Genomic DNA, 25,228 nt, shown 5'->3' with positions numbered 1-25,228 from the left:
GCTTGCCGGGTGGGGGTATTACCCCCCGAACGCCCGCCACATCGCGCAATACCGAGGCAGAGAAATGCAAGCCGGCAAGACGGTGACGCGTGCCACGTGACGCGATACACACCCCACGCCATATCACGCCATCAAATAAACGACTTCGCGTGCTGCAGCACGTAGTCGCAAGCTTTGTGCTTCACATTGCCCTTCACATTATCGAGATTCAACGACGTGCCATTGCTGCCTTGCAATAGCCCGGCAGCGCCTTCCCGATAACCGTTATCTTTCTGCGCCGAGCCGTTGTTAAGTCCGACCTTGCTCAGCAGCTTGTCCTTCACGTTCTGCGCGTTCGACGCGCTCAGATAATTGTTTTTCACGCAGTAGGCCAAGACGCCGGCTGCATTGCTGCCGGTGCTGCCGCTCATCGCGGGGAGCGCCATCCCGCCCAAGGCGCCGGACAAGGCGCTGCCGCTGTTGGCCGCGCCGCCGCCGGACGTCGCGGCACCGGCCTGCTGACCGCCGCCCAATCGCTGTTGGGCCTGCCCCTTCAAGTTATCCAGAAAGTTCTGCGCGTGTGCCGGACTCGGCAGAAGTGCCGCGCTCGCCGCCGTCACGGCAATCGCGAACGCCGGACGCGCGCGGAACGCGAAAGAGAAAAGGCTTCTCGTCATCTCGATATCCTCCTTTGGTACAGGTCAGTGCGCACATCGCGACGTTGGGAACGATCGCATGGCACCACTTCATTCTCCCATACGCCGATTCCCCAGCCGCTGATGCCGTCGGATTCCTCGGCCCGCGAAGCGAACCCGCTCCCCCACGCCCCTATCGCAGCAGGCATATTTGTCGCCATGGTATAACTTGTCACTTCAATTCACTTTGGCACCGCCGCGTGCCACGCTGGCGCTTACCCCATGCCATCCGTACTGCCGTTTCTCTACGACATCGCGCTGTTTATCGGGTTACCCTGGGTCATCTGGATGGCGCTACGCCGCACGATTCCCCTGGCGGTCGTGCCCATCCTGCTCGGCCTGATTCTCGCCACGGCGCGCGTACCACTGAAATCCATCGGGCTGCCCTCCGCATTGGGCGACGAAATCGGCTTCATCGGCGTCATCCTGCTCGCCTTTACGGCCGGTCTCGAAACACGCCACCCGCCCGTCATCACCAGTAAGGACGGCCGCAGCAAGACGGTCCCCATGCCGACGCTGAAGCCGCTACGCATCGTGAGCGCCGCCGCCCTGGCACTGGCGCTGCCGTTCGCGGCCGGCGCCTTGATCAGCCGCTTCCGTCTGCTCGATAACGTCGCATGGCTGCCCCCGCACGGCGCCAACTGGGTCAGCGCAAGCGCCATCGGCCTTTGCATCGCTGTCAGCGCGCTGCCGGTTCTGGTCGGCCTGCTCCGCGAGCTGACGCCAGAAGAACAGCCGCTGGGCTTTGTCGCCCTCAGCGTGGCCCTGATCGACGACGCGGTGCTATGGCTGGGACTGGCCGCCATCCAGTTAGCCGCCGACGTCGGCACCAATCTGCACTGGGGCAGTACGCAAGCGCTAGCGATCGCGTGCCTGATCCTGTTAGGCGCGATGGGCTGGCTCGCGGAGCGTTACGAGAAGCCAGTTCATCCGCTGCTCGCATGGACCATCGCTGCCGTATTTCTCGTCGGCGGCGCCTGGTGCAGCGCCCGGCTCGGGATTCACGAATTGATCGGCGCCTTCGCGGCGGGGGCTTTGCTGCCGCCGCGCTGGATGCGGCGGATTCACATCGAACGCCTGGGCCAGATCAGCCTGATCGCGATGGCACCGCTGTTCTTTGGACATAGCGGCTTCAACGTCGACGGCCGCGTGATGGGCTGGGCCGCGATCGGCGCGGCGCTGCTGTTGCTGGTGGTGTCGGCTGTCTCGAAAATGGGCGCGCTGCTGATCCTGCCGCCGGTCGCGGGCCTCGCGCCGCGAGAACGTTGGGGCATCGGTACGCTACTGCAATGCAAGGGCTTGATGGAAATCGTTGCGGCAACCGTGCTGCATAAGCAGGGCCTGCTGTCGGAGTTCGCCTATGCGGCGTTGGTCACGCTCGCCGTTATCTCAACCACGCTGACGAGCCCGCTGTTCCGGCTGCTGATGCGCAAGCGAACGGCGCCCCACGGCCGGGTAGCGTCGTAACGCGTTCCAGGATGCGCTGATATGAAAATCAATGTCGTGAATCCGAACACCAGTGCGTCGATGACGCAGACGATTGCCGACGGCGCGCGGCGCAAGGCGGCGCCCGGCACCACGTTACGCGTGGTCAACCCCGATGCCGGCCCCCCATCGATCGAAGGCTGGTACGACGATGCGATGGCGATACCGGGCCTGCTCACCGAGCTGAAACGCGGCGAAGCGGAAGGCGCGCAGGCGCACGTCATTGCCTGCTTCGGCGACCCGGGGCTGTATGCCGCCCGGGAATGCGTGCGGGGACCCGTTCTCGGCATTGCCGAGGCGGCGATGCATGTGGCAAGCCTCGTTGCGCCCAGCTTCACGATCGTTACCACGCTGAGCCGCGTCCGCGATATGACCTGGCATCTGGTGGATCGGTACGGCATGCGCGGTTTCTGCCGTAATGTGCGGGCGATCGATGTCGCCGTGCTGGCCCTGGACGAACCCGGCTCCGACGCCCGCGAAAAAGTATTGCAGTCATGCCGCGACGCGCTGGAGGAAGATCATGCGGAGGCCATCGTGCTGGGCTGCGCGGGCATGGTCGATTTCTGCGCCGAGCTGGAACAATCGCTCGGCGTACCGGTCATCGATGGCGTCACCGCCGCGGTCAAACTCGCCGAAGCATTGGTCGGCCTGGGCGTGCATACCTCCAAACGCAGCGGCTTTGCGTTCCCGCTGCCCAAGGCCTATAGCGGCACGATGGCGCCGCACAGTCCTCAGAAATCATGACGCACGCCAGTGGCGAGAAGCCATTGATGGCGGCCCGAGGACGCATCGAAACCGTTCAGGATCGCCCGCTGCCCCGCCGATGCCCGCTGTCCGACCCATTCGATATAGACATTCGTCCTTGGTGACAGCGTGTAGATCGCCTGCGTGCCACCCTGCCACCAATACGCCTTTCCGGCCCGGGTATAGGCCAGCATTGCCGTCAACTGCAAGGCGCTGTTGGCCTGATAGCCGGCGCTCCATTCGATATTCGTGAAGCCGATGGACGGCGCCGGCGCGCTGCCCTCGGCATCCGCATCGGCGACGCCGGTATAGACGGCACGCGAGAACGCCAGCGCTGTCGTGACCTCACCAATGTCGTATCGGATGCCGATACCGAAGGTCCGCTGACGCCCGGCACTGGCGTTGCCATAGTTCGGCACGATACTGTCGCCCTCGCGCGTCGGCATCAAAGGCAACGGCTGCGCGGCATAGGCACCCGATGCATTGCGGCCCAGGCCGTCCACCTGGAGATACGCCCCGCCGATCTGGAAACGACCAATCGCGTAACGGGCGCCCACACTAAACGCACGGTTCCGTGCCATGCCGCCAGCGGTATTCGAGAACGCGACCTTGCCGCCGAACGTAAAGCCATCGATCTCGGGACTGGTGTACTTGATCGCGTTCGATGCCAGGTAGGAGTTGTTCGCGTTGTCGTTATCGAAAGGACGCGAGAACGCCGTGCCGCCGCTATTGCCGGTCAGCGTAAAGGGCGCGAAATAGTCGAAGAGCGAATCGTATTGATAGCCCACCGTGATCGCGCCGAACCGCTCGCTGACAAGGCCCAGATATTTGTGATGGTCGTTGATCGCGGAGCCGTCGGTCGACGAGAAGCCCTGCTCCAGCGCGAACACGGCGCGCAAGCCGCCGCCCAAGGGCTCGCTGCCGCGCAGACCGATGTAGGAACCGTCGATGACGCCCTGCGTCAGGCGTAACGCGGATTTTCCGGCGGGTTGATGCAGATAGCCGAAACCGGTATCGATTTCGCCGTACAAGGCCATGCCATGGCTCGTCGACGTATCATCGTCCGGCGCCGCGAAGGCGGCCGTGGCCTCGAAGCCCAATACGCTCAAGGCAATCTGCGTTAGCGCGGCGCGGCGACTTCGAGTGGTTCGCCTGGGGCGTATGCCAAAATGACTTCGACAGGAGAACGGAATAATCCTTTTCTCGTTAGTCTGATTCAGCGCCTCCCGCGCCCAGCCTGTCCAATTTCGCATAACCACACCATCTGTAGACCAACATCGACAACAACCAACCGCCGACGAAGAGTGCGACGGTCGCATAACCCAACATTCCGAGATGATCGCCGAGCGACGCCATGGCATCCCAGAAACGTCCTTTCAGACCCAGCTTGTCGCCGATCAGCGACATCGCTTCGATACCGCCGATAAACAGTGCCACCGCCACCGAAAGCGCGGTGACGGTCAAGTTGTAGTAGAGCTTGCGTATCGGGCGCACGAAGGCCCAGCCGTAGGCGCGCACCATGAGCAGCCCGTCGGTCGTGTCCACCAGGGTCATCCCGGCGAGGAACAGCGCGGGAAAAACCATGATCGACCACGTGGACAGGCCCTGCGTGGCGCCGTTCGCCGAGAGCCCGAGCAGCCCGACTTCGGTGGCCGTGTCGAAACCGAGGCCGAACAGAAAGCCGAGTGGATACATATGCCAACTGCGCGTGACGAGCCGGAAGGCCGGGCGCAAAAGGCGCGCCAACAGCCCTCGGCCGGCCAACACCTCGTCGATTTCCGCCTCGCGGTACGGCAGGCCACGGCGGGCGCGCCGGAAAGCGCGCCACACCGATCGCAAGATCACCAGATTCATCAGTGCGATGACGATCAGGAAGATCGCCGACACCGTCGTGCCGACGGCGCCGCCGATATCACGCCAATAGGCAACTCTCACATCATCGAAAAAAGCGCCGCGCATGGCATGGATCGTCAACGCGATCAGCGCGGAAGCCAGCACCACGATCGTCGAATGACCGAGCGAAAACATCAGTCCGACGGTGGCGGGCCTGCTGCCGTCCTGCATCAGCTTGCGCGTGACGTTGTCGATCGCGGCAATGTGATCCGCATCGACAGCGTGCCGCAGACCGAAAGCGTAGGCAAGGGCACTGGTCGTAAGAAGCAGCGGATGCGCATGAAACGCGGCAACGGCCCACAGCCACGCAGCGATATTGCCCCCCACGAGCAACAGGTAGACCCCGCACACCTTGCGGCGGAACGCGCCATCCGGCGACATCGAGGGCCGGGGCGCGGACGACAGGCGTGAAAGCGATTTGAACATTGCCACGAGCGTGACCTTTTCCCGTTTTTTGCACGGCGTCGTCGACGCCAGATGCCATACCAAAAAAAAGGATCATACAACGTTCGAATAGATCAGACCCGCGGGGGATCCGCCGGCCGCGCATGGCGGCGCGTCGGGTCGAGCCGCTCCTGCGCGGAAAAGGACGCCGCCTCCGAAAACAATTCGCGCTCGCCGGCCGCGCTGGTGGTCGTATTCCACTGCAGCGCGAAATTGACGCCCGGCGAGCGGGATTGCCGCGAGCGCTCCTTCCCCTTCTCCTCGATCGGAATCCACGAGTCGGGATCGTCCACCAGCGCGTTGATCGCATCCTGGAAAGCATTGTGCGCTTCCTGTGCGGCGATGAATCGCGGGTCCGGCGGCGCGCGCCGCTGCAGCCGCCCGTTTGCCGGACGCTGCGTGCCTTTCTCGATCGCAAGCGCTTCGGCCAACGCTTGCGTCGCCATCGCCGACAAACCGTCGATCTCCTCGGCCTTGTCCCGTCGCAGCCGCCAGCGGTGGAAATGGGTCTGGTTCGGCAGACTGTTTTTGACGACGTCGGCCAGATGCTGCTCGAAGCGACGGGCCGCCTGCGTGTGCGCGATATCCGGCGGCGTCCCCGGCGCGGCCTGACTCGCGTAGTAGGAGATCCATCGGGCCCGTTGCCGTTTCATCGCCATACAGTATGTTTTCACATCGGTATATTCGAGATCGACGAGGCAGGCGCGACTGACCAGTCGGCCGTTTTCCCGCACCAACTGCACCTTGGCCTGACGCGACCGATCCCGATACGCCACGTTGAGCGAGGGCGCATCCAGCGACACCACGCCAATACCAATCGCCTCGCCGGTGCCGCCGCTCGCTTCCGATGTGCCGCCGATCACGCCGCCCAGCCGCCCGATCAGCCGGTGGCCACTGCCAATGCGGTGTTGCGTGACCTGCATCCGTCCGCTGTGCTCGTCGCCGTGCAACCAGCGCCGCGACGTGTACTCGTAGGCCGCGCCCGCATTTGTCCCCAGCCGCAGCCAGGACGCAGGACCGAACATCCGGAACGATGGACTGATGTCGACGGAGACACCGTGCTTTTCCTGCCCGCTGCGACCATCGACCCAGCCAAGCGAGATGTCCGGATCGTCGATGACATGTCCGGCCAGGCGATTCCACGACGCATGCGCATCGCTGCCCGCGTCCGCCGCCGCGCCGTCGAGCGGCGCTTGCCCGTTCAGCCGCAACGATTCGTCGAAAAGATGCGAAACGAGCTGTTCGGCTTTCTGTAGCATTGGCGCGTCGTTATACCGATTGCCGTTCGCATCGACGCGTCGCGCCACGCGCAGCATCGCGCCGCGCGGACGCTGACGCGCGTCCGAATGCGCGGTGCCCTGCACCGTCACACCGGCGCGAAACTGCGCGAGCCCCACGTCGACATCGTATCCCACCAACACGCCGGCAGCGGCATGCGTCGTCGTCGTATCTGTCGTCCCGATAAACACGTCGACGCCCTGCGTGTTACGCGCCATCTCGACGACGGCTTCACGTTGACGGCTCGCCCGAAGATCCAGGCGCGGCGAAACGGGGATGCCGACGAGGCCCAGCGCGGTAGACACATTCGCCGATAAGCCCCGCGTACTGAAGCCGACGCGATGCCCATCCGCGAGCCGTAACCGAGAACTCGAAGGCAAGGCGCGCGCAACCGCCTGCAAGGTCCGGCGCGCCAGACTCACCGGATCGTCGGCGGTCAGCATCTGATGTTCGTCGGCAGCCTGTGCGTTCGCATCGGCCGCGTTCGCATTGCCTGCGTCGATCGCAGGCCTTGCGATACCGAGCGGAACCGGCGGCGCCGCCATCTCGCCCGGATGCGCGAGCGTGCGCACGCGCGTCAGCGCATCCTGAAATGCCGGCGTCGCGTGCGTGCCGGCGCGATCGGCCCAGTCCTGCAATGTCGCGATGGCCGCATCCGCCGGCATCGCCGGCAATGCGCGACGCGCCTCCACCGCCACCGCTTCCGGCAACGTCGCGATGACGGCGTCGATACCGGCCTTCAGGGCTTCGTGTTCGACCTTGATCGCTTTGCGCGGCACCCCTTGCGTCCCGAAACGCGGCAACGCCGACAACGGCGAGCGTCTTTTGCCGAACAGGCGCGGGATAAAGTTTTTCGATTGCGATTGCGCCGCGCGTGGAATCGTTTTTGCCGTGAACTTATGCAGACGGCCACGCGTCAGTGCGTAGTCGCTGCCGGGCCCGTCCTCTCGAAAACCATGTTGCCAAGCGACGAAATCGCCAACGGCATCCGGATGCAGCAGCGCCGCACTGCCGTTCGCGCGCAGCATCGCCAAGGCGGCTTCGCCACTGCGCCACGCCAGCGGCGCTTCGCGCCAACGCGCCATATCGGGATGCGCCGGATCGCCGATGCCCGCGGCGCGATGTCGCGCGATCACGGCGGCCGGAGAGGGATCCGGACGCGGTCCCGCTGCTGCCGGATCGAGGATACCGCCCGCGCGGCGCGCGGTGCCGTCCGCTCGCGCAGCACGCAAGGGCAATGCGTCCTCGGGCTCCAACCGTTCGGCCACCTGCAGCATGATCCGTTGCGCATCGCGACGATGCGCCTGCGCGGTCGGTACATCGATCAAGTCACCCAGCGGATTGCGCGCGCGCCGTTCACCCCGTAATTGCATCAATGCATCGAAGCCGGGCGTCGTCTGCGCCATGGCACGCGCGACGCGCCAGGCAGCGGCCGCGTCGGGCGTCGCGGCAGGCATCCGCGAGGGGTCCTCGAAGTCGAGGTTTCGCACCGCCTCCAGCACGGCGGCGGCCTCCTCCGCATCGGCGATGCCCAGACGGTGCAACGTCTGCACCGTCAACACGCCAGACTCCCGCGCAATCGGCGACGACGGCGGACCGAGTGCTCGCAACACATGACGAAGCCGCTCGCTCGCCGCTCGGTCGGCTTGCAACTGATCGAGGTCCGGCAACGTCGCCGCCAACGCGCCGCCGTCGGCACGGCGCGCATTGTGCGCCTCGCCGTGCGCGCGCGGCGGCAGTGCCAGCGTGATCCAACGCGTCCACGCGTCGGCACTGTGCAAGGCCGCGATGGCATGTGCCGGCGAACGATCCGGCAGCGCATCGCGTGGACCGAGCGCGATCTGCTCCGAAGCGGCACCCGTTGCCGCGTCAGGTTCATCGCGAGGCGATGGCTGTATCGCGCGCTGCACGGCGGACGCGAGGCGCTTGGGAGACAGCGTGGTGGCGAGCGATGGCCGACGATCGGTCTTCTGCTTGTCCGACACGCCGCCGATCCATTCGCTCTGGACCGCAACGGCGCGCGCCTTCTGCGCCAGCTTGTCCATTTTCTTATCGGGCGAGACGGCGTCTTGCAGCGCCTCCGCGCGCAATTGCGCCTGTCTTTGCAGACTCGCGTCGGCGCCTTCCCGCACGTCGTTGGCGGATACGCTGCCTTCGTTGAAATTGGCCGGATCGAGCGGTCGCCCGTTTCGCGACGAATGAAACAAGGCCGTGTTGACCTCGATCGATCGCGACAGGAATCGGGCCGGACGGGAATCCGCGATGCGTTTCTTCCCTCGCATCAAACGTCCGAGCGGCGATCCTTCATCCGGGCGCTGTAACGGCGGCACAGCAGTCGCCGCGGGACGTGCCGCGCGTTGCGGTACGACACCCCGTGCTTCGTCCTGGGCATCATCGGGCGGCATTGCCGTGCTACCGATTGCTGGCCGTGTTCTCATTACTGCGTCCTGTGCTTCCTCGGCCCCTCACGTTGACAACCGAATGTGACAGCACGAAGACGTACGCGAAGTGATGTCGCGTCATGCGAAACAGCGGTTCGACACAACACGCTGCGAGGCATTGCTTGCCAGGCATCTCGCAAATGACGACGCCCCCGTTTGCGACAAGGCAAACGGGGGCGTTTCCGAGACAGCGGACCGCGGACGATGCTAGCCGATCGCCATTGCGAATCGCTTCATCGAGCGAAGGGATTCAGGCAAAAGCGAGGCGACGCATCCCTCGCATGATGCCTTACGCGACGCGTGTGGCAACCGGTGCCGTCGACAGCGTGTCGGCAGGTGCCGCAGCGGTTGCGGCAGCATCGATCAAACGCGAACCGGCACCGATTTCGATACGACGCGGCTTCAGCGCTTCCGGAATTTCACGAACCAGATCGACACGCAGCAAGCCATTATCCAAACTTGCGCCGGTCACTTTCACATGATCCGACAACTTGAAGCGATGTTCGAAATCGCGTTCGGCAATGCCGCGATGCAAGAACGTGCGTTGCGTGTTTTCGGCACGGCGACGGCCGGTGATCTTCAGCGTGTTGCGTTCCGTTTCGATATCCAGATCACTGCGATCGAAACCGGCAACAGCCATCGAGATGCGGTATTGATTTTCTTCCACCAGTTCGATGTTGTACGGCGGATAGCTCGGCGACGCATCGCCACGGGAAGCATCATCGAGTACACGAGCGAATTCGTCGAAACCGATCACCGAACGAAACAGCGGAGCGAAGTCACAAGTACGCATGGTCATATCCTTTGAGAAGCAAGCGATAAAGTGGGGCAGGCCTCCGATGAGCACCTGCCTGTTACCGATATGCGCCTCGTCCAACGCTTTTCAAGAGTGCGTCTCGCGAATTTTTTCGATGCACGCGTCAACGTCGTTTTCATTTTCTTTGCGTGCTTCTGCTTTCGTTATGTCATGCGCGTTGCGCCTACGCTTCATTACCGTATTTTTCTTCACGCCAAGAACGCAAAGCCCTGATTGTGAAAGGACCTCTATATTTCCAGTGTCAAATTCAAACACTGCGTTCCATAAAAGAAAATTTCGATTGACAGACACGAGAGACACGATCAGGAAACATTGACAGTAACGGTAAAGAAGGCAACACTTCGCGGGTTTATCAACGAGGAGAAGAAAAAATGCCGAAGGGAATCAAGGCCACGCCGCTGGCTAAATTGGAAGCCACCGCTCTGAAGTTGGGCGAAGCAGCAAAGAAGGCCTTGGCGAAGACTGCCGAAGCGCGCAAGGATGCAGCGGAAAAAGTCGCGCTGTATGAAAAGGCAGTGAAGGCAGCCGTGAAGGAAGCCCAGGCAGTGATCAAGGCTGCACCGGCAGCACCGGTTGCTAAGAAGGCCGTTGCAAAGAAAGCAGCAACGAAGACTCCGGCGAAGAAGGCTGTTGCAAAGAAGGTCGTGGCGAAGAAGGCAGTCGCCAAGAAGGCAGCGCCGAAGCAAGCGGCAGTGAAGCCGGTTGCAAAGAAGGCCGCAACGAAGGCTGTCGTGAAGAAGGCTGCAGTGCTGCGTCGCGCCGCGAAGGCACCGGCAGCACCGGTCGTCGCGAAGAAGACCCGCGCACCGCGCAAGACCGCTGCTACGGCACCGGTCGCTGCACCGGCAGCAGCCGACGCATCGGCACAAGCGTAATTCATGCTTGTGTGTTTCAAGACGCGCGTTGTCGGCGCGTCGTCCGGTATGGTCATCGTGACCGGTGACCATACCGGAAGCAGACACGCTTCACGCCTCGATACGATCTAATATCGAGACGATCGCGTAGTCCTTCTTCGGTCCGCGTACGCGGGTCCGTTGCACGATGCGATGCCACAACGGCGATGCATTGTCGCCCTCCCGACTTTCCGCTTCATCCCCACGCTGTTTAATACGATCCCATGCAACGGCTTCCGCTCCAGGACGCGTATGCACCTTGCCGTTCCCATCGATCGTCTTATCGACAGACGTCATCGCACCATGCAACGTTTCGAATCGATATCGCACACGGTAACGATCGGCGCCACACAGATGCAGATCCTCTCCCTCGGCCGCGTCGCGTTCGCTTAGCGCGGGCCAGGGCAGTTGCACGAAGGGCAAGCCCGCGGACGGACCGTCGGCAAAATCGATCGCCAACTGCTGCTGTGATTCGCCAACCTCGCACCGATAGAGATAACGTCGCTTCGATTGCAATAGCGCGCCATGCCGCAGACGCAATACGCCCGTTTCTTCATAGTGCAACGCGATCGCGCTTTCCGCGGGATCCAGGCGCACCTCGCCAGTCAATCGCGCCTCCACGTGCGGCCATCCCGCCGCATCGGGCTGCGACGGCGCTGCCCAGACGAGAACGCAACGACGCAGGCGCCATCGCCCACGCAGCGCTGCGAACCAGGCCGGCGCCGTCGTTTCTTCGTTCCGATCGCTCATCTCTTTTCACCAGGTAAGAATTCGTAAGGACTCGACGTTCCGCTGTCCTTGCTCGGTATTTTGCCCGACACGAGATACGCGATCATCGCAACACTGACGAAGACCCCTATTTCGGGCGGACGGCACACGGCAATGAATGCAAAGGAGTATCGGCACCCCGCGGACGCGCAAGCATCCAGCGCGGCCCCCCAATCGATGGCCTCGGCGCGCGTCAGGCACGGACGCGTGCGTCGCGGACGCCTGGGCGCTTGGACGACGATCGCCGCAGCGGCGGCGGCCATGTCGTTGACGTCGGGCTGCGCCTGGACGCTGGTGTCGGCGGCGGATGCTGTCGGTTCGGTGACACAGGCCGGCTTCGCGGTGGCATCGCGCGTCTCTTCGCCGACCTACGTCACCGGCACACCGCTGCCCGTCAAGCACGTCTGTATCGAAATCAACAATCAGGTGAACCTGGCGGATCTCGTGCCGGCCTTGCGCGTCGCGCTGGCCTCGCGCGGGGTGACCTCGATGGTCTATAACGCGGGCAACGCCCCACCGGATTGCGAGTCGCGGCTGACCTATACGGCGTCGATGGACTACGGCCAGCGCGAATTCAGCGACGGTTATACCCGTTATCTGTCGACTATCGATCTGCGGCTGGTCCATGGCAACGAAATCGTCGTCGCGCATTACCAGACGGAAGGCTTGAACATCGATCGTTTCGCGACCACGTCGACGAAGATGCGTGGCTTGGTGCGTCAGATGGTCGTCCCGGTGCAAGACACCCAGATGGCCGCCGTCCCCTTGCAGCGTAGCAGCGGCTATACGATTTCGACGAATGGCGCGGCCAGCTATTCGAGCGCGGAAGTGATGGCGGTGCCGATGCAGGATCCGGGCGCGCAGCCGCTGCCGGCACCGGCGCAAGCGATGCCGCCGATCCAGGCGAATCCGTACAGCGCGATGCAGACGCCGGCCCCCGCCTCTCCGGCAAACGGCTATGTCTCGCCGTACACCGGCGCGCGGACGGCACCGGCAGGCAACGCGCCGGCCTATGCCGCCACGCAACCGGCGCAGGCGCCGTTCGCAGGCGATGCGCCAATGCCAGCGCCTGCCACCGCCCCCGCCAATCCGTACGGCACGCCGTCCACGGCATGGAAGCCCAAGGGCATCACGGCGACGTCGCCTTAAAGTCAGGGGCGCGCCGCCGCTCGTGGTGGCGCACCTTCTCTCGGGCGTACCCTCTAGCGGCGTTGCGTCAAACGGTGGCCGACGTCCGGTCGACCGAGGCATCGACAGGCAACAACACGCTGACCACCAGGCCGCCGTCCGGCGCATTGTGAATCCGATAGTGTCCGCGCCGCTTGCGCGCGAGCCGCGCGACGATGGCCAGTCCCAGACCGCAATGACCGTCGCCGCTGCGCGCCGGGTCCAACCGCGCGAAAGGCTTGCCCGCTTCCTCGATCAGCGCCTCGGGAATGCCGGGGCCATGGTCGCGCACTTCGAAGATCCAGTCCTCCCCTTCACGCCGCGTACGCAACTCGACCGGCGCGCCGCCATGCTCGAGCGCGTTATCCACCAGATTACTGGCAAGACGATCGATCAAGGTACGCGGCAACGTGAACGCCGGGCCCGCCGCCAGATGCTGGACGAACAGGGACTCCTCGCCAGTCTCGGGTGCCGAAAACTGCGCGCGGATAAAGGCATCGACGCTGATATCGGGGCCATCGGCCGGTTCCGAGCCGGCGAATTCGAGGAATTGCTGGACGATATGCGTTAACGAATCCACGTCGCGCGTGAACTGCAGACGCGCCTCGTCGTCGGCAAGCACGCTGGCGCGCAGCTTCATCCGCGTCAGCGGCGCCTTCAGATCGTGGGCGATCCCCGCCAGCATCAGGATCTTCTCATCCTCGTTCTGGCTGATCTGCTGCATCATGTGATTGACGGCGTGAATCAGCTCCCGCACTTCGCGCGGGCCTTTCTCGTTGACCAAGGCGGGGCGCTCGCCCTTGCCGAAGCGCCGCGCGACCTGCGCGACGCGGGCCATCGGCCGCTGCATCTGCCAGGCGGCGCCGATCGACAGCAGTACCGCCGCGATCAACATTGCCGCGGATTCGAGCAGGATCGGCGGCGACGGCGGCGGATCGAGCGTCAGCACGATCCAATTCGGTGGCGTCGCGTCGTCGCCGCCTGCCGGCGCATCGCTCGACGCCGCGTACCGTACCCACAAACGATAATGCGGCGGCGTGGACTGCATGGCGACGGTCGTGTTCGGCGGCAATACCGCACGTAACTCGCGCATCAAATGGCCCATCGGCCCAGGCATATCGGGCCGCCAGCTGTCATCGCGCGGGCGCGCCGAATCGGGCAGCAGATCGACGCCATTCACCGGGGATGTCACGCGATGGCGCGCCGCCTCGTTCTGCGAGGCCTGGATCACCATCGACAGTCCGCGTGCATAGCCGTTTGCCTGATTGTGCGGCCGCTGGATCGTCAACACGGCAAACCAGCCGGCCTGCACCGCAAACAAAACGAGGATCGCGAAAATGGCCATGCGGCCAAACAGCGTATCGAAGGGGCGCGCGCGACGCGCACCCGACTCGTCCGATGCCGCGTCGCCGGCGCCGCCCGCACGCGCCGTGACGTCGGCGGCACGGGCAGCGGCCTGACGCGCGTTTTTCAATAGCGTTAACGGATCCGCCACGATCCCATCCTGGCGGCAAGCCCGCGACGGCGGGCAGAAACGAGCGGACCGCTCATGTCGCTTCGATATTCGGGACAAAGACATAGCCCTTGCCGCGAACCGTCTGCAAATGGCGCGGATTCGACGGATCCTCTTCGATCAATCGACGCAGCCGCCATACCGGCACGTCGAAGCCGCGATCACGAAAGCTCAGCGCTTCACCGCGTAACAGATGATGCAAATATTCCCGACCCAGCACCTTGTACGGATGACGAACAAAGACATTCAGCAAGGCGAGTTCGCTGTCACGCAGCGGCAGCGGCTTGCCATTGGCGAAGAGGCGTCGCGTCTGGCTGTCGAAGCGGAATCGGCCAAAGGCAAACACTTCGGCCGATTCGGTCCGGCCTGCCGAGTGCGAAATCGGATTGGCGACTTCGCGGCGCAGCACGGAGTCGATGCGCGCCATCAATTCGCGCGGCTCGAAGGGCTTGACGATGTAGTCGTCGGCGCCCAATTCCAGGCCAGCTACGCGGTCGCCGACGCTGTCCCGCGCGGTGACCATGATCACGGGGATATCGTCGCCGCCCTCGCGCAGTTCGGCGAGCGTCTGCAGCCCGTCGATGCCGGGCATCATGACGTCGAGCACGATGATCGACGGGCGGCTTTCAGCCAGCCGGGCACGCAGACCGTCGCCGTCGGGCAAAGTGGCCACGGCATAGCCGCGGGGCGCGAGATAGCGGCTTAGCAAATCGCGCACGGCCGGATCGTCGTCAACAATAAGTACGGAAGTTTCCATGGTGCGATTCTAACGGGCAGCGGGTTTCCGAGCGAAAACACCCCCTCTTTTCAATATTACTCTCGCTTACGGCAAGCTGAACGTTCGGCGTGGATTCCCCGTGGCAAGGCGCGCATACCCGGTCCCGGCATCGCCTGCGCACGCCACGCCGATCGCAAGATTCGGAAAGACACTGATTGTCACGGGGCTCGCGCTTGCGCCTGCCGACTATTAGAATTGCGAGATGAACAATCATGTGCTCATCGTCGACGACGATCCGGTCGTGCGGGATCTGATCCGCGAATTCCTGCAACAGCGCGGGTTCGCGGTTTCGGTGCTGCATCACGGTGCGGGACTGCGCCGCCGCATCGAACAGGAACGCCCGGCCATCGTCGTGCTGGATGTCATGATGCCCGACATGGACGGCATCACGGCGCTGCGCGAACTGCGCGCGTCGGGCGACGACATCCCGGTCATTTTCCTGTCGGCACGCTCCGACGCCATCGATCGGATCATCGGCCTGGAGCTGGGGGCCGACGACTACCTGCCCAAGCCTTTCGATCCGCAGGAATTGACCGCACGCATCAAGACGATTCTACGCCGCCGCGGCGCGGCCACGCCGGGCTTGCCGGAAAGCCGGCCGCCCTATCGTTTCGGTCCCTTCGAGGTGGATTTCGCGGCGCGGGAACTACGCCGGGATGGCGAGCGGCTGCCGCTATGCGAGAGCGAATTCGCCACGCTGCAGGTGTTCGTGCGGCACGCGATGACGGTGCTGAAACGGTCGCGCCTCAGCGAATTGCTGCATGGGCAATCCGATGGCGTGCGCGACCGGAATCTGGACGTGTCGATCTGGCGTCTACGGCGCGTGATCGAAAGCGATCCGTCCGAGCCCAGCTATATCCAGACGGTCTGGGGCAAAGGGTATATCTTCGTGCCGGACCGCGAACTCGGTGCGGCCGAGCATCTGCCGCACTAAGGGTCGGGTTTAGTAGTTCGCCGCCTGGTTCTGCAGCCAGCCGGTATGGCTATTGGTGCGCAACGCGCCGCTGCCCTGCTGTTCGATCCGCGCATTGGCGACACGCGCGGACGACACGGTGTTACCCGGCTGAATGTCGATCGGGTTGACGATGCCGGAGAAGCGAACGAGCTGATTGTCATTGGCCGTCGCGATCATCCGGTCACCGGCGACCATCAAATTGCCGCTCGGCAGCACCGAAATCACCGAGACCGACAAGGTGCCGTTCAAGGTACCGCCGCCCGTGATCGAGCCCTTGCTGTTGAACTTCGAATTCGCGGTACCGACGTTGAAGATCTTGGCCAGCGTAATGGCGATCCCCGTGGTCCGGTTGTCGGCGACCTTGGCCGTGATATCGCTGCTGCGATTCAGGTCCATCTGCGCCGTATTCGATGTCTGGAAGTTCTCCTCCAGCTTCACCGTCAACAGATCACCGACGTGGCGCGCACGCGGTGACTCGTACAAGGCCATCGCGGTGCCCGGCTGATAAATGCCGCCCTGCTCCGCCAACTGCGTCTGCGGCGTCATCAAAGGCGGATAAGTCGGCACCTTGACGATCGACTGCGGCCCGGCACATGCCGACAAGGCCGCCGTCACGATCAAGGCCGACGCCGGGAGCGCAACTGCGCCTGCCGCACGACGGGAACGGAGAGAAAGGGAGCGAAGGGAACGTGGCGTCATCATGCACTTGGGTCGAAAGTCGCGCGGCGTCCGCGCAATCGCCTCGTTCCGCGAGGTCGTATCGCTGGCGTTATCGTACGGAGGTCGCGGCCGAACATCCTGCCGCCCACCTGCCACACGACAACCGGGATGGCGTGCTTAGTCGATCGCTGCGGCGCAACCATCGAACGGCACTGCCGCCGCATGGCCCACGCCCGGAACGATCTTCACCGTGGCCGCTACCGCGCGGCAGGGAAAGGCGAGCAAACCGCATCCCCCGACCTGCGACAACGTCACACCCACGAACACCCACAGTACAGCGCGCGATAAAAAACGCGGAACAAGTTTCATCACAGTCGAGCCAAAGACAGTTCTACCCAAGCCGGAAAACGTTCCGGCACGCAAGACGGCCATCCATGCCACCGTCCCATCCCACGAATTGCACGCCGCAGCATCCTGCAGCCGTGCAACCCGCGCTGCGCTCTTCGAGCTGCTCAGCCCGCTAGAGTCGCATCATGCCGCCGCCCGGCCACCCCCGATCACCTGAGGATACGGTAGATTTCGCCATTCCTTACGAATCCTTACCCGAAATCTTCCCGTGCAACACGATCGCATCAATTTCCCTTCGGAATCATCGACTTGCACGCACCGCTCACAACACGAGAAACGCCGAAATGACGCCATTCCGGTGCCGTTTTGCCACAATGACAGACTCTCGGGCGCTTTGACACGTTAACGGCGATTCGTAAGGAAACTTTCAGGCTTTTCTCAAGCGGAGAATCCACGCGGGAAGGAATGCTTATGACAATTGCCACCTAGCCGGCCACGGCGATCTGATAGCATGATTCGCCGTGGTACCGCGCCAGCATGCGGCCTGCCGACCTAGCCGGTCCCGTCGGGCACGCGCGTGAGCCGGTGCCGACCCGGCCCCGATTTGCAATATTCGACACAAACCTGGAGTGCGATATGAGTCTTTTTCTCGGTGACACCGCCCCCGATTTCGAACAGGATTCGTCCATCGGCAAGCTCAAGTTTCACGAATGGGCGGGCGATTCCTGGGTGATCCTGTTCTCCCATCCGGCCGATTTCACGCCGGTCTGCACGACCGAACTGGGCCTGACGGCCAAGCTGAAGCCGGAACTGGACAAGCGCAACGTCAAGGCGCTCGCCCTGTCGGTCGACAGCGCGGACTCGCACACGGACTGGATCAAGGACATCGAGGACACGCAGAAGACCGTCGTCGGCTTCCCGATCGTGGCCGACCACGACCGAAAGGTGGCATCGCTGTACGGCATGATTCACCCGAACCAGTCAGCAACCGCCACGGTGCGCTCGGTCTTCATCGTCGATCCGAAGAAGAAGATTCGCCTGACGCTGACCTATCCGATGAGCACGGGCCGTAACTTCGACGAAATCGTGCGCGTCATCGATGCGCTGCAATTGACCGACGGCTATAGCGTGGCCACCCCTGGCAACTGGCGCGATGGCGACGACGTGATCATCCCGCTGACGATCAAGGACGAAGCGGAATTGAAGCAGAAATTCCCGAAGGGCTATAAGGCCGAGCGGCCTTATCTGCGCGTGACGCCGCAACCGAACAAATAAGGTTCGGTGTCGCGGGAAGGGACCGTTCGGTCATCCTCCTCCGCGTGTCGCGCAACCCGCCACGGGTTGCAAGCAGTCGATGCGGCTGCCTGGGAATGGATCAGCGGTTGACGTCCACGACCAGGCGGCCGCGCACTTTTCCCGCCAGCAGATCATCGGCGGCGCCGATGGCCGCTTCCAGCCCGATCACCCGCGTCATCGTATCCAGCACCGCGGGATCGAGGTCTTCCGCCAGCCGTTGCCAGGCCCGCTGCCGCTTCTCGCGCGGCTGATAGACACTGTTGATCCCGGTCAGCGTCACGCCCCGCAGGATAAACGGCGCGACCGTCGAGGGAAAATCCATTCCCTGCGCCAGACCACAGGCGGTCACGATGCCGTTTTGGCGCGTGGCGGCACAGGCGTTCGCCAGCGTATGACTGCCGACGCAATCGACCACGGCCGCCCAGCGTTCTTTCGTCAACGGTTTGCCGGGCGCGGACAGCGTCGCGCGATCGATGATCTCGCCGGCGCCGAGATGCTTCAGATAGGCCCGTTCCTCCGGTCGCCCGGTGGATGCCACCGTCGAATAGCCGCGCTTGTGCAGCAACGCCAGCGCGATACTGCCGACGCCGCCGTTGGCACCGGTCACCAGAATGTCGCCATCGCCCGGCTTCACCCCATGCGCCTCGATCGCCAGGACACACAGCATCGCCGTATAGCCGGCGGTCCCGATCGACATGGCCTGGCGCGTATCGAACGCCAGCGGCAGCGGTATCAGCCAATCGCCTTGCACGCGGGCGCGTTGCGCCAGTCCGCCCCAATGCGTCTCGCCGATACCCCAGCCATTGACGATCACTTCCTCGCCCGGGCGGTAGCGCCCGTCTTCGCTCGTTTCGACAACGCCGGCCAGATCGATGCCCGGCACCATCGGGAATTGCCGCACAACCGCGCCCTTGCCGGTGATGGCCAGCGCATCCTTATAGTTCAGCGTGGCGTGGTCGATGCGCACCGTCACATCGCCGGGCGGCAATTGCGCGTCGTGCAATTGGCAGAAGCGTGCTTTCGCGCCCTGCTCCACGAATAAGGCGTTGAACACGCTGGACGTCTGGGACGGGTGTGACATCGACAACTCTCCTCGAAGGCGGGCGTTGCAACAGGAATCGACTTTGCGCCGCGCAAGCCTGCAGGATAAACGGATTGACCGTTCCGTGCCCCCGTCGGAAAAACCCGCGACGACGTATTTCGACTTCAGGCACAATGGCCAACCAACCGGGCCCCATCGCCCGGCATCCTGCATCGACCCTGCCCAGACTCCGTATCCGGCCTGCCATGCACACGCCCCCTCTTCCGACTTCGGACCCCGTAGACGACGCTGACAACGCAAAGCACGCGCGCCTCGTCGACGATGCGCCGGCGCGCCCCCGCTTTCGTTACTACGACCTGTTCCTCGGCGCCTTCGTCACCGTGCTGATCTGTTCCAATCTGATCGGCGCGGGCAAGGTCGCGGTGATCGATCTGCCGGGTCTCGGTCTCGTGTCCTACAGCGCGGGCGTCCTGTTCTTCCCGATTTCCTATGCCTTCGGCGATATCATGACCGAGGTCTACGGCTATGCGTATGACCGACGCGCGGTCTGGACCGGATTCGGGGCGCTGATCTTCATGGCCGTCATGTCGGCCATCGTGCTGGCGCTGCCGGCCGCGAATTCCGACTATATGCATGGCTATCAGCAGCATCTGGAAGGGGTGTTCGGCAATACGCCGCGCATCGTCGTCGGCTCGATCGTCGCGTTCTGGACCGGCAGCCTGGTGAATGCCTATGTGTTGGCCAAGATGAAAATCCTGACCGGCGGGCGCTTGCTCTGGCTCAGAACGATCGGCTCGACGGCGGTCGGCGAGGCCTTCGACTCGTCGCTGTTCTACGTGATCGCCTTCTACGGCATCTGGCCGACCAGCCAGGTCTGGCACGTCGCCTTGGCGCAATATCTGCTGAAGACCACCTGGGAAGTGCTGGCGACGCCGCTGACGTACTGGATCGTCGGCTGGCTCAAGCGCGTCGAGCGCCACGATCACTACGATCGCGACACGAACTTCACGCCGTTTCGCCTGCGTCCCTGAGCGCTGCCCTGGAAATCTGCGATCCCGCCCCCATATGCGCTCAGGATGCAGGACCTAACAGGCACGGCCGGGGGCAAACCCGGCACTTAACACAGCGGACGACGTAAGCGGATGAAGTACAAGGACTACTACGCCATCCTCGGGCTGAAACGCGCGGCGTCGGCGGACGATATCAAGGCCGCGTACCGGAAATTGGCCCGGCAATTCCACCCCGACGTCAACAAGGCGTCGGATGCCGAGGCGCGCTTCAAGGAAGTAGGCGAGGCCTATCAGGTCCTGAAGGACCCGGAAAAGCGCGCCGCCTACGACCAGATGGGCAGCAACTGGCGCAATGGCCAGGATTTCCAGCCGCCGCCCAACTGGGGCAGCGGTTTCGACTTCGGACGGCGCGGCGCCGACAGCGGCGGCACGGGCGGCGGCCAGCACGGGGAATTCGGCGAATTCAGCGATTTCTTCGAATCGATGTTCGGCGGCGCCACGCGTCGTGGACCCGGCGCGGGTTCGACCGGCCCGGGCGCCTCGCGTCGCCGTGGCGGATCGGCGCCCGGACAGGACCATCACGCCAAAGTCAGCATCGATCTGGAAGATTCCTATCGCGGCGCGAGCCGCACGATCACATTGCGCATTCCCGCGGTGGATGCGCTCGGCCGCGCGTCCACACAGGAACGGACACTCGATGTCACGATCCCGAAAGGCGTGAAGGAAGGCCAGCACCTGCGACTGACCGGCCAGGGCGCACCGGCGCCGGGCAGCGGCAAACCAGGCGATCTCTACCTGGAACTGTCCTTCGCGCCGCATCGGCTGTACAAGGTAGATGGGCGCGATGTGTCGCTCGAGTTGCCGCTGGCGCCGTGGGAAGCGGCGCTCGGCGCCACCGTGTCGGTGCCGACGCCGGATGGCTCGGTGCAACTGACGATCCCGGCGAACACCGCCGCCGGACGCAAACTGCGCTTGAAGGGCAAAGGCATACCGGGCACGACGCCTGGGGATCTGTATGTGCAGGTTCAGATCGCCCTGCCTCCCGCCGGCACGAATGCAGCGCGCAATGCCTACCTTGCGATGGAGCAGGCGATGCACTTCGATCCGCGCGCGCACTGGACCGTTTGAGTACTCTGACGCGTCTGTCGTTCTTCATCGACGGCAGCGCTTTCTATACGCATGGATATTGAAACCTATACGATTCGGATCACCGGCCGCGTGCAAGGCGTCGGCTATCGCGCGGCCACCGTGCGCCGCGCCCATTTGATCGGCGTGCGCGGCTGGGTCCGCAACGTCGGCGACGGATCCGTCGAAGGCATCATCCAGGGCTCGGTCGATCAGGTCGACCGCATGTTGGAATGGCTGCGGCAAGGACCGCCGATGGCAAGGGTGGAATCGGTCGAAAGCGATCGCATCCCTGACGACCGTCGCTTCGGTCATTTCGAACAACGCTGAAACAGCGGCACGGCGCGCCGCGCCACGCGACCGGCCTCCCCACGCGCCGGCACGTTTCCTATAAAGTCCCGACGCGCTTCTCTCCGCGCCTTTCATCGTTCAGGCAAACATTCACGATTGACGGTATATTATTGGATCGTTGTCATGGCCTGCATGTCTGGCGCACTGCTCGGAGCGGGCGTGATGCAGCGCCACGAAAATATCGCTGATATATATGCGATATGTGCTGGATCCATCGTCTCATGTACGACGCGCCGGTCACCGGATCGGTCAGCCAAGTCCATGTCTACACGAGCAAATCGGAGAGTGCCTTGAGTACGATCTGCCGCGAGTCGCCCCAGAATAATGCCGCACGACGTGAAGGCCTGCGTACGCATGGCGTTCGCGTGCCGCGCGGCGACCTGTCCGGGGATGCATCGCGCGCCGCAGGTTCGGCAGCGTGCCCCCGGCGGCGTGGAGAGGGGGTGCGGTAGATGTCGTTCAGCGCAAATCGCACGTTTGCTTTCGTGATGTCGCCTCGACTTGGCGACGCGCTGCTGTCGATGGTCGTGGTGAACAACCTGACCCGGCACGGCTTTCAGATAAAAGTGTTCAGCAACCAGATCCACGCCTTGCGTGACTGGTTTCCCGGTTTCGATATCGCGCCGGGCCTGGCAACGCACGAAGCGTCGGCCGCGCTGTCTCCGTACGACGTCATCCTGCACGCCTACCATGCCGACAAAGTCTTGCCGGCCGGTGACCCGCACCCAAATATCGTCGTGATGGACGACTGGCCGACTTATCGGCAGGTTCGGAACATGGTCGACATTCAGCTCGACGTCTGTCGCGTCCATTTCGGACTGGCCGATGTCGTGCGGGAAAACGGCATGACGCTGTCGCCGCTGTCGCGCCAGAAGGCGGCCCCGGCGCCGACCTCGCTCGCGATGGACCCGGCGCTCGTCGGCATCCCGACCCAGACCACCGCCGCGCCCCCGCTTTCGGCATCGACGTCCTACGGCGCCGCAACGGCGACGCTGACGCCACGCAGCGATATGCGCCGTGTGGTGATTCATCCGGTTGCGAGCGATACGCAAAAGAGCTGGCGACCGAAGCGCTTCGTCGCGCTGGCTTTGCAGCTGCGGGCGCGCGGCTTCGATCCGGAATTCCTGCTGCCGCAATCGGCGATGGAAAACTGGCGCTGGCTGCAGTCCTACGGTTTGCGCGCGTGCGCCTATCCCAGCCTGAGCCTCGTCGCCGAGCGGATCGTGACGGCGGGCTGGGTGATCGGCAACGATTCCGGCATCGGTCACCTGGCATCCTGCCTCGGCGTGCCGGCCGTGTCGTTGGCGATGCGGCCGAAGATCGCCGTCCGCTGGCAACCGGGTTGGGCGCCGTCGGAGATGGTGCTGCCGCTGCCGATCGTGCCGGGCCGCTTCCTGAAAGAAAAATGCTGGAAGTACCTGGTGTCGCCGGCGCGGGTGCTGCGCGCCTTCGATACGCTGCGGCGTCGCTGCGGCATGCCGATGCCGCTGCACAATTCGCAACATGGCGGCGGGTACGCGACCTACACCGGCGGGAGCGCGCCGCGCGGCGTCGGCCCGATCGCCCATCCCGGCACTGGCGCCGAGACGAGCGCGGACGTGCGACACGCCGGCTGACACGATCGGTATTTTCGGTCGTCACCATCGCGTTGCAATGTTGCCGTAAACTAGAGAGCTGTCGGAGAGGTATTCCCGACGCTGCCCCGACGGGCAGACGATCTCTGCCGGCCCCCCGCCCTGCATGCTTTTTTCAACCCGCACTGACTGGTTCGCTCCAGCCGGATGCGACGCTTTTGCGAGATGCCGATCCTCCGCTGATGCAAACCGTTTTCACTGTCCTCATCCTTTTGCTGGCGGTCGCGCTGTCCGGTACCGCCGCACGCCTGATTCGCTTCCCGGTCCCGCTGCCGCTGATCCAGATCGCCATCGGCAGCGCCTTGGCCTGGAAGCGCCTCGACCTGCACGTCACCTTCGTGCCGGAAGTGTTTCTGCTGCTCTTCATTCCGCCGCTGCTGTTCGCCGATGGCTGGCGCATGCCGAAGCGCGAGCTGTTCCAGCATCGACGCCCCATTCTGATGCTGGCACTCGGCTTGGTGTTCTTCACCGTGGGCGGCCTCGGCTATTTCATCCATTGGCTGGTGCCGGTGGTGCCCTTGCCCGTTTCGTTCGCGCTCGCCGCCGTCTTGTCCCCGACCGATGCGGTGGCGCTGTCGGGCATCATTCCGCGCGGTCGCCTGCCGCTGCAGTTGAAACACATCCTCGAAGGCGAGGCGCTGCTGAACGATGCATCGGGTCTGGTGGCCTTCAAGTTCGCGGTGGCCGCCACGCTGACCGGCACCTTCTCGATGTGGCAGGCCTCGATCAGTTTCGTCGTGATCGCCTTGGGTGGGCTGGCGATGGGGGTCGCCTTGACCTGGCCTTTCAACTGGCTGCGCCAGAAGATTGCCCGCCTGTCCGACGACGACGACCCGGGCGTGCAGATCATTCTGATCCTGTTGCTGCCGTTTGCCGCCTACCTGCTGGCGGAACACCTGGGGCTGTCGGGCATTCTGGCGGCCGTGGCGGCCGGCATGGCGATGAACTTCACGACCGATCTCAGCACCGAAAGCGTCGCCACGCGGATGCGCGGCGCCAGCGTCTGGGCCATGATCGAACTGATCTTCAACGGCTTCGTTTTCATCCTGCTCGGCCTGCAGTTTCCGTCGATCATCGGCAGCGCGCTGCTGGAAGCGCATCGGCTGCATAACGGCGAGCTGGCCGCGCTGGTCGGCCACGTGCTGGCAATCGCCTCGGCGATGTTGGTATTGCGCATGGTATGGGTGTGGTCGTTACGCTGGCTGTCGAGCCGGCGCATTGCACGAATGGGTATCGACAACGCGATTCCGGGCTTGCGCATCGCGGCCATCACGTCGCTGGCCGGGGTGCGCGGCGCGGTGACGCTGGCCGGTGTGCTGTCGATTCCGCTGACGATGAACGATGGCACGCCCTTCCCCGCCCGCGATCTCGTCGTCTTTCTGGCGGCCGGCGTCATCATTTTCTCGCTGGTGGTCGCCACGATCGGGCTGCCTTTGGCGCTTGGCCGACTGAAGGACCTGGGCGGCGAACGCGAGAAGCGGGAAGAACGGGAGGCGCGGGCAGCGGCCAGCGCCGAAGCCCTGAAGGCGATCGACGCCGAATATGAGCGGATGCGCACCCTGCGCGCCGAACGCGGTGACGAAGATGACGGTCTCGCGGCCGATATCGCCTCGCAAGTCTCCGCCGTCTACAAGCGACCGCTCCATACGCACGCCGAGGGCGGTGACATCGACGAATCGCTGCGCGATCGCGCGCGTCGCTCGGAGAAGATTGCGCGCCGCATGCACATTGCCGCGCTGCGCGCGGAACGCAGCGAATTCTTCCGGCGCCAGGCCAGCAACGCGATCAACGACGAGACCTTGCAACGACTGCTGCGGGAAACCGATCTCGCCGAATCGGCCGTCATGCTGCGCGGCGGGCGCGGCACCAGCGCACACTGAGGCAGGCCAGGCTGGCTGACAGACTGTAAACT

Annotated in this window: 22 protein-coding genes; 11 read left to right on the top strand and 11 right to left on the bottom strand. The window is 63.9% G+C overall.

Going from position 1 to position 25,228, the window contains the following annotated elements:
- Positions 1-131 precede the first annotated feature (131 nt).
- The gene (locus tag ABEG21_RS01545; protein ID WP_347555542.1) at positions 132-656 is read right to left on the bottom strand and encodes a DUF2501 domain-containing protein; all 525 of its coding nucleotides are present in this window, start codon (positions 654-656) and stop codon (positions 132-134) included.
- A 240-nt stretch (positions 657-896) separates the two neighbouring features.
- On the opposite strand from ABEG21_RS01545, the gene ABEG21_RS01540 reads away from it, so the two are divergent.
- Together ABEG21_RS01540 and ABEG21_RS01535 are read left to right on the top strand one after the other, a co-directional pair.
- A complete protein-coding gene (locus ABEG21_RS01540) occupies positions 897-2,141 on the top strand; it encodes a cation:proton antiporter (RefSeq protein WP_347555541.1) in 1,245 nt (414 codons plus the stop codon).
- A 21-nt stretch (positions 2,142-2,162) separates the two neighbouring features.
- Positions 2,163-2,903 (top strand): aspartate/glutamate racemase family protein, encoded by a 741-nt coding sequence (locus ABEG21_RS01535; protein ID WP_347555540.1) that lies wholly within the window; start codon positions 2,163-2,165, stop codon positions 2,901-2,903.
- Here ABEG21_RS01535 and ABEG21_RS01530 read toward each other — a convergent pair.
- The 4 genes from ABEG21_RS01530 to ABEG21_RS01515 all read right to left on the bottom strand — a co-directional run bounded on the left by ABEG21_RS01530 (position 2,891) and on the right by ABEG21_RS01515 (position 9,752).
- Complete coding sequence (locus tag ABEG21_RS01530; protein ID WP_347555539.1) at positions 2,891-4,012, bottom strand: porin; 1,122 nt, start codon at positions 4,010-4,012, stop codon at positions 2,891-2,893. The two genes, ABEG21_RS01535 and ABEG21_RS01530, sit on opposite strands and share 13 nt — an antisense overlap.
- A 97-nt stretch (positions 4,013-4,109) precedes the next feature.
- Entirely contained in the window at positions 4,110-5,177 is a 1,068-nt protein-coding gene (locus tag ABEG21_RS01525; protein ID WP_347556569.1) for a HoxN/HupN/NixA family nickel/cobalt transporter, read from the bottom strand.
- A gap of 137 nt (positions 5,178-5,314) precedes the next feature.
- A complete protein-coding gene (locus ABEG21_RS01520) occupies positions 5,315-8,956 on the bottom strand; it encodes a hypothetical protein (RefSeq protein WP_347555538.1) in 3,642 nt (1,213 codons plus the stop codon).
- A gap of 292 nt (positions 8,957-9,248) precedes the next feature.
- On the bottom strand, positions 9,249-9,752 hold the full coding sequence (locus ABEG21_RS01515) for an Hsp20 family protein (protein ID WP_347555537.1): 504 nt from the start codon (positions 9,750-9,752) through the stop codon (positions 9,249-9,251).
- Positions 9,753-10,147: 395 nt separating this feature from the next.
- Here ABEG21_RS01515 and ABEG21_RS01510 point away from each other — a divergent pair, with 395 nt between their 5' ends.
- The gene (locus tag ABEG21_RS01510) at positions 10,148-10,651 is read left to right on the top strand and encodes a hypothetical protein (RefSeq protein ID WP_347555536.1); all 504 of its coding nucleotides are present in this window, start codon (positions 10,148-10,150) and stop codon (positions 10,649-10,651) included.
- 90 nt (positions 10,652-10,741) lie between these two features.
- On the opposite strand, the gene ABEG21_RS01505 is transcribed toward ABEG21_RS01510, so the two are convergent.
- Entirely contained in the window at positions 10,742-11,419 is a 678-nt protein-coding gene (locus ABEG21_RS01505; protein WP_347555535.1) for a DUF6314 family protein, read from the bottom strand.
- 132 nt (positions 11,420-11,551) lie between these two features.
- Here ABEG21_RS01505 and ABEG21_RS01500 point away from each other — a divergent pair, with 132 nt between their 5' ends.
- On the top strand, positions 11,552-12,586 hold the full coding sequence (locus tag ABEG21_RS01500; RefSeq protein ID WP_347555534.1) for a hypothetical protein: 1,035 nt from the start codon (positions 11,552-11,554) through the stop codon (positions 12,584-12,586).
- 67 nt (positions 12,587-12,653) lie between these two features.
- Here the strand turns inward: ABEG21_RS01500 and ABEG21_RS01495 are convergent, their stop codons facing one another.
- Both ABEG21_RS01495 and ABEG21_RS01490 read right to left on the bottom strand, forming a co-directional pair.
- On the bottom strand, positions 12,654-14,099 hold the full coding sequence (locus ABEG21_RS01495; protein ID WP_347555533.1) for an ATP-binding protein: 1,446 nt from the start codon (positions 14,097-14,099) through the stop codon (positions 12,654-12,656).
- A 52-nt stretch (positions 14,100-14,151) separates the two neighbouring features.
- Positions 14,152-14,874 carry a response regulator gene (locus ABEG21_RS01490; RefSeq protein WP_347555532.1) on the bottom strand — a complete coding sequence of 241 codons (723 nt, stop codon included), beginning with the start codon at positions 14,872-14,874 and terminating at the stop codon, positions 14,152-14,154.
- Positions 14,875-15,097: 223 nt separating this feature from the next.
- On the opposite strand from ABEG21_RS01490, the gene ABEG21_RS01485 reads away from it, so the two are divergent.
- Positions 15,098-15,829, top strand: a complete 732-nt coding sequence (locus ABEG21_RS01485) for a response regulator (protein WP_347555531.1) — start codon at positions 15,098-15,100, stop codon at positions 15,827-15,829.
- Positions 15,830-15,838: 9 nt separating this feature from the next.
- Here ABEG21_RS01485 and ABEG21_RS01480 read toward each other — a convergent pair whose 3' ends face one another.
- Together ABEG21_RS01480 and ABEG21_RS01475 are read right to left on the bottom strand one after the other, a co-directional pair.
- Positions 15,839-16,552: a flagellar basal body L-ring protein FlgH gene (locus ABEG21_RS01480; protein ID WP_347555530.1), complete on the bottom strand. Its 714-nt coding sequence runs from the start codon at positions 16,550-16,552 to the stop codon at positions 15,839-15,841.
- A 135-nt stretch (positions 16,553-16,687) separates the two neighbouring features.
- Positions 16,688-16,879 (bottom strand): DUF6726 family protein, encoded by a 192-nt coding sequence (locus ABEG21_RS01475; RefSeq protein ID WP_347555529.1) that lies wholly within the window; start codon positions 16,877-16,879, stop codon positions 16,688-16,690.
- Positions 16,880-17,494: 615 nt separating this feature from the next.
- Here ABEG21_RS01475 and ABEG21_RS01470 point away from each other — a divergent pair.
- On the top strand, positions 17,495-18,133 hold the full coding sequence (locus ABEG21_RS01470; RefSeq protein ID WP_347555528.1) for a peroxiredoxin: 639 nt from the start codon (positions 17,495-17,497) through the stop codon (positions 18,131-18,133).
- Between the two features lie 100 nt (positions 18,134-18,233).
- On the opposite strand, the gene ABEG21_RS01465 is transcribed toward ABEG21_RS01470, so the two are convergent.
- Positions 18,234-19,208 (bottom strand): MDR family oxidoreductase, encoded by a 975-nt coding sequence (locus ABEG21_RS01465; RefSeq protein ID WP_347556568.1) that lies wholly within the window; start codon positions 19,206-19,208, stop codon positions 18,234-18,236.
- 233 nt (positions 19,209-19,441) lie between these two features.
- On the opposite strand from ABEG21_RS01465, the gene ABEG21_RS01460 reads away from it, so the two are divergent.
- From ABEG21_RS01460 to ABEG21_RS01440, 5 genes are all read left to right on the top strand, one after another.
- On the top strand, positions 19,442-20,227 hold the full coding sequence (locus ABEG21_RS01460) for a queuosine precursor transporter (protein WP_347555527.1): 786 nt from the start codon (positions 19,442-19,444) through the stop codon (positions 20,225-20,227).
- A gap of 111 nt (positions 20,228-20,338) precedes the next feature.
- On the top strand, positions 20,339-21,334 hold the full coding sequence (locus ABEG21_RS01455; protein WP_347555525.1) for a DnaJ C-terminal domain-containing protein: 996 nt from the start codon (positions 20,339-20,341) through the stop codon (positions 21,332-21,334).
- Between the two features lie 51 nt (positions 21,335-21,385).
- Positions 21,386-21,661 carry an acylphosphatase gene (locus ABEG21_RS01450; protein ID WP_347555524.1) on the top strand — a complete coding sequence of 92 codons (276 nt, stop codon included), beginning with the start codon at positions 21,386-21,388 and terminating at the stop codon, positions 21,659-21,661.
- A 473-nt stretch (positions 21,662-22,134) separates the two neighbouring features.
- Positions 22,135-23,298, top strand: a complete 1,164-nt coding sequence (locus ABEG21_RS01445; RefSeq protein ID WP_347555523.1) for a glycosyltransferase family 9 protein — start codon at positions 22,135-22,137, stop codon at positions 23,296-23,298.
- Between the two features lie 200 nt (positions 23,299-23,498).
- Positions 23,499-25,196: a Na+/H+ antiporter gene (locus ABEG21_RS01440; RefSeq protein WP_347555522.1), complete on the top strand. Its 1,698-nt coding sequence runs from the start codon at positions 23,499-23,501 to the stop codon at positions 25,194-25,196.
- Positions 25,197-25,228 lie beyond the last annotated feature (32 nt).

This window comes from Robbsia sp. KACC 23696, from assembly GCF_039852015.1.
Lineage (GTDB): Bacteria > Pseudomonadota > Gammaproteobacteria > Burkholderiales > Burkholderiaceae > Robbsia.
This window is presented reverse-complemented; position numbering and strand designations above follow the sequence as displayed.